The organism is Brasilonema angustatum, assembly GCF_059505445.1.
The window spans coordinates 1-5,394 of record NZ_JCACKO010000158.1 but is presented as its reverse complement, the minus strand read 5'-3'; the positions used below and the strand labels follow the sequence as shown (position 1 = coordinate 5,394).

At 43.7% G+C, this 5,394-nt stretch carries 3 protein-coding genes and 1 tRNA gene; all 4 read left to right on the top strand.

From position 1 onward, the window contains the following. Nucleotides 1–182 precede the first annotated feature (182 nt). The 4 genes from glyQ (at nt 183) to AC5JM2_RS35595 (ending at nt 5,073) form a co-directional block, all read left to right on the top strand. Entirely contained in the window at nt 183–1,076 is an 894-nt protein-coding gene (gene glyQ, locus AC5JM2_RS35610) for a glycine--tRNA ligase subunit alpha (RefSeq protein ID WP_495840897.1), read from the top strand. A 294-nt stretch (nt 1,077–1,370) separates the two neighbouring features. Continuing rightward, nucleotides 1,371–3,728, top strand: a complete 2,358-nt coding sequence (locus AC5JM2_RS35605) for a ComEC/Rec2 family competence protein (RefSeq protein WP_495840895.1) — start codon at nt 1,371–1,373, stop codon at nt 3,726–3,728. A 51-nt stretch (nt 3,729–3,779) separates the two neighbouring features. Then, nucleotides 3,780–3,864: transfer RNA gene (locus AC5JM2_RS35600), tRNA-Ser, on the top strand. A 1,002-nt stretch (nt 3,865–4,866) separates the two neighbouring features. After that, nucleotides 4,867–5,073 carry a hypothetical protein gene (locus AC5JM2_RS35595; RefSeq protein WP_495840893.1) on the top strand — a complete coding sequence of 69 codons (207 nt, stop codon included), beginning with the start codon at nt 4,867–4,869 and terminating at the stop codon, nt 5,071–5,073. Nucleotides 5,074–5,394 lie beyond the last annotated feature (321 nt).

Genomic DNA, 5,394 nt, shown 5'->3' with positions numbered 1-5,394 from the left:
GCGGTGACTTGTTTTTGTGTCCGCGCTTCAGGCACTTATTCAATATAGCGAACCCACTCTTGCCTGTCAACTATTTTCTGAAACTTTTTTTGAGAATTTTTTGAGAGTGCTCAAAACTGCTTACTGTGACGGGTTTAGGCAAAAATGGGAGATGCACTTCCACTCATGAAGGAAAAGTCGTTGTGAATTTTCAGTCAGTCATAGCTATATTGCATAAGTTCTGGAGCGATCGCGGTTGCCTAATTGCCCAACCCTACGACATTGAAAAAGGAGCAGGCACTAAAAACCCCCACACTTTTTTAAGAGCCCTGGGACCAGAACCGTGGGCTGTCGCTTATGTTGAACCTTGTCGCCGTCCTACTGATGGACGTTACGGAGAAAACCCCAATCGCTTCCAATACTATTACCAGTACCAAGTTCTGATTAAGCCTTCGCCAAATAATATTCAAGAAATTTATCTTGATTCCTTAAGGGCTTTGGGAATTCGTCCTGAAGACCACGATATTCGGTTTGTAGAAGATAATTGGGAAGATGCAACAGTAGGAGCTTGGGGAACTGGCTGGGAAGTCTGGTTAGATGGAATGGAAATCACTCAATTTACATACTTCCAGCAATGCGGAGGCATTGATTGCCGTCCAGTGTCTATTGAAATGACTTATGGCTTGGAAAGATTGACGATGTATCTTCAAGGAGTAGAAGCAATCACCAAGATTCAATGGACGGACAACATCACATATGGAGATGTTCACCTGCAAGGAGAGATTGAGCAGTGTGTTTACAACTTTGAAGCCTCAAATCCGGAAATGCTGCTTACATTGTTTAATATGTACGAGCAGGAAGCGCAGCAATTGACTGAACGTGGACTTGTCTTACCTACGTTGGATTATGTCTTGAAATGTTCACATACTTTCAATTTACTAGATGCCAGAGGAGTAATTTCTGTAACAGAGCGAGTTCGCTACATTGCAAGAATTCGACTTTTAGCGCGGAAGGTCGCACAATTATATGTGGAACAGCGAGAAAAGCTAGGTTTTCCGCTTTTGAATAAGTCAGTAAGTATAGTGCAGGCTCACTAATGACCTCAAAGAAAACCTTAAAACCTAACTCACGGATAAAGGTTGTCCCGTGCTTCTTTTGTGAAAAATCTAGTAAAAACCCAACATTTGAGACTAGACGCACTACTGGTATGAGTTTTTGGTAAACCTATTGCCAAAATTGTGATGCACTTGCAGACTGGAAGTCTGGGGCTATACAAATAAAGCTTATCTACGCAGGCTTAACATAGTAGTTTTCTTGCGTAGAAAACTTTTTGAGCTTCTAGTCTACATAGCTACAAATTGTATCTGCCAGGTGTTTGTCCAAAAACTCTGATGAATCAGGTAAGTGGTGTCATAATCTGTCTTGGCTACATTCTAGGATTACTGTTTACAGCAGTTCCGTGGGGTGGCTTTTGGGTATTCGGTTTGGGAGTAGCGGGAGCTATCTTTTTTGCAAGACAACGCCTTAATATACGGAAACATCTGCCAAAAAAGGATAATTCCCAAGCAAAGACTAAGACAGCGCCACAATTATCGCAAACCACTCCTCACCCTAGAGTGTGGCTGATTGCTGGCGTAGTAGGTTTATTGGCTAGTTTATATTTTCAATCGCGAGTTCCGATACCAGAAGCCAACGATATCAGTAAATTCCTCCCGTCAGAAAATGCCAATAATCAAGAACAACTTTTTATTATTCGGGGTAAGGTGCTTAGTAAACCCCGCATGACTCGGAGTCAGCGTGGACAGTTGTGGTTACAAGCAACTGAGCTTAATGAGGTTAAAAATGAGAATGGCCCAGCTGGTACAAGTAAAGGAGTCACAGGAAAGTTATATGTGACTATGCCTTTACTTCAAACGACTGGGTTGCATCCCAGTCAACAAATTGCTGTGACTGGCGTTTTGTACAAACCAAAACCACCATTAAATCCCGGTGCTTTTGATTTTCAAAAATTTCTCCAGCAAGAAGGTGCGTTTGCTGGTTTGAGTGGACGGCAAGTCAATATTCTGGATGAAGGAGAAACTTGGGGATGGTGGAAAGTTCGAGAACGAATTGTGCGATCGCAAGTTCGTTCGTTAGGTGTTCCAGAAGGTCCACTTGTAAGTGCAATGGTTTTGGGTAGTAAAGTCGTTGATTTACCTTACGAAACCCAAGACCGTTTTGTGCAGGTGGGACTTGCTCATGCTTTAGCCGCCTCAGGGTTTCAAACATCCTTAATTTTAGGTGTCATTCTAGGATTGACATCAAAAGCAAAAAAGGGAACCCAAATTATACTCGGGAGCATAGCTCTGCTTCTTTTCTTAACTTTAACAGGTTTACAAGCATCGGTACTTCGAGCCGTAATTATGGGCTTTGCCGCGCTTATTGGAATAGGATTAAGGCGCAAAGTAAAACAATTAGGTTCATTATTGGTTGCAGCAGTTTTATTATTGCTCTTTAATCCTCTGTGGATTTGGGATTTGGGATTTCAACTCAGTTTTCTGGCAACACTGGGGTTAATTGTGACAGTATCCCCAATCACAAAACGTTTTGATTGGTTGCCACCTATGATCACATCTTCAATTGCAGTTCCACTAGCCGCTGCAATTTGGACATTACCTCTTTTATTGTACGTCTTTAATGTAGTAGCAATTTACACTTTACCAGCTAACATTATCTCCACACCTTTTATTTCGATCATCAGTATCGGTGGAATGATAAGCGCTCTAGTCAGCTTAATTTCACCAGAGCTTGGAAGCAGCTTGGCTAATTTGTTATATCATCCAACCCACTGGCTGCTAAAGTTGGTGGAATTTTTTGGCAGCTTACCAGGAAGTACAGTTGCTGTAGGTAGCATATCCCTTGGTCAGATGCTGGCAATGTATATATTGATTATCCTGGCATGGGTGGTGCGTTGGTGGCAACAGCGGTGGTGGTTTTCTGCGATAATTGCATTGGGTTTGGTTGTTATCCCTGTTTGGCATTCTGCAAACACCGTGTTTCGGGTAACAGTGTTAGCAGCTGGCGAAGAACCAGTTTTAGTGATTCAAGATAAAGGGAAGGTCACACTGATAAATAGTGGAGATGAAGGTACGGGACGCTTCACTATACTGCCGTTTTTACAACAGCAAGCTGTGAACAAAGTAGATTGGGCGATCGCTTCTGATTTTCAACACAATGGCAATAATGCTTGGTTGGAGGTATTGCAACGTTTACCGATTGGAATTTTCTATGACTATTCTCCCACGTCTGACAATGAGACAACCAATCAAGTCATTCAAAAGGAACTGCAAAAGAGTAAAGGGATTTACCAATTTTTATCAGTTGGTCAAACTATCACTACTGGTTCGGTAGTCGCGCAATTAATCAACAACCAATTGCCCGTCTTACAGTTGCAAATTTTCGGGCAAAATTGGCTGTTAGTGGGTCAGACAAAAACAACTGAAGTGCTTAGACTTCTGAATAGTGGACGTGTAGTGCGTCCGCAAGTCTTATGGTGTCCGGGTGAGTCTTTAAAAGAATTAATTCCCGTCCTGCAACCGCAGGTGGTGATCGCAACCACCACCAATGTTGACCAAAAAACACTATCTGAATTGAGCAAAACTCAGACCAAATTATTCTTTACAAGTAAAGATGGCGCTATCCAGTGGACGCCCAACGGACAGTTTGAGACATTTATCCCAGCAGGTGAAAACAAAACATCTATTTTGTAAAAAACTCGCACATGCATGATAAGCTTATTATGATGGACTTATCATGCCTCTGGAGAGGTGGCAGAGTGGTTGAATGCGGCGCACTCGAAATGCGTTTTAGGGCAACCTAACGGGGGTTCGAATCCCCCCTTCTCCGTTTAATAGCAATAATGTGAACAGAACTGAGTAACTACCTACACGCTCCCTTACAGTAAGCGTGTAGGCTTGGGGCGTCATTGACAGATGCCTTTCCACCTTTGAGCTTGTTGGTCTTACTCCCCCTCGGCTCGGTAATAACGGGGTTCTCTCCACCTTTGACGTATGCCTTCGGTACACCTGCGGTCTTAGCGGAGCGTCTGGTCGAGGGGATACGCACTCGCCTGACGCCACATTCTTCAATGGGGGGAACCCTCCGAAGCTTTGATGCCTGCGGCAAGCCGCAAAGCGTCTACGGAGGAAACCTCCGCTCAAACTTCTCTCCGCACAGAAGTGGCTCCGGAGGCAAAACACCGTTCTACAACACTAGGACAAAACTAGACAAAGTTAGACTTTGTTAGACACTGCCCAGATTGCTTCCTGCTTCATCCTGGAGATGTCGGCATCAAACCAGTCCACAGGCTTAAATTCGGATAGAACTTATCCTATTTATTGTGTTTTCTGAGAAACTTTGCTACTCTACTCCATTATTTTCGATCCTATTAAGGTTTCTGGTTTTTTCAACCGCCTTGTTACAGGTAGGATTACTCTTAAGAGTTTTGTTCAGGTTCTCAAGCCTTAAAAGTTTTCGCTTGGTTATCGCGTTAACACAAATATAGCACGTGGACAAATAGTCTAATAAAGTCCAACTTTGTCTAACAATTAAGTTACAGTTCCTAGCCCTTGTGCTACAACGGGAGCCAGCGCTTGGCGTGGAAAACCTACTCATATCAAGTCCGGTTGATTAGTTATTATTCCTAAATCTATGCAGAAACCGAAAACCCTTTCTCCGGTGCTCCCTTCCCCCTGATCCCTTGCAGTCTTAATGATAAGTCTTTAACCGGACACGATATCAAGCGGCTGCCTCCCTATGGCTACGGCACGGCTAGGCCGTTGCAACAGGGTCTGATGGAGGAGATACAGGTATGTCCTCCGGATACGCTACGCGCTCCACCAGTCGCGCTTGGCGTGGGAAACCCGTCATTTGCGCCCTTATTCACCCCTTCGGGGTTCGGCAGTCGCTCCTGGGGGAAACCCCCGCAACGCACTGCCTCCCCAAGACGAGCCACTGCTGCAGGAGGGTTTCCCGACAGAGGCATGTGGCGTCGGCGCTACCTCACCGCAACGCACTGGCTCCCTTCTCAATAGCGCTGTATCACCAGATGATTAAAACTTTTTGACACAGGTGATATCAAAACTCTATTGATTATGACGATTATGCATTTATATTATGAAAGATATGCATATTTAATTTTTAATCACTAGTCTTTAAGTGATATTTTGCCAAAAGAAGCGTTTTGGGTAGCTAAAACGTGAACAACAAAAGCGAGCGTGGTAGCGGAAGATTTTGCTCCCATTGAGTGAATGATAGTAAAATTTTCTGTTGCTTATTCAGTCAAATGTAAAAAGCCCTTCATCTAGAAGAGCTTTCCATACGTCAATACCTTTGCCAATTTACGAGGCTGGAACGGTACTAGAAGCATTGTGAATA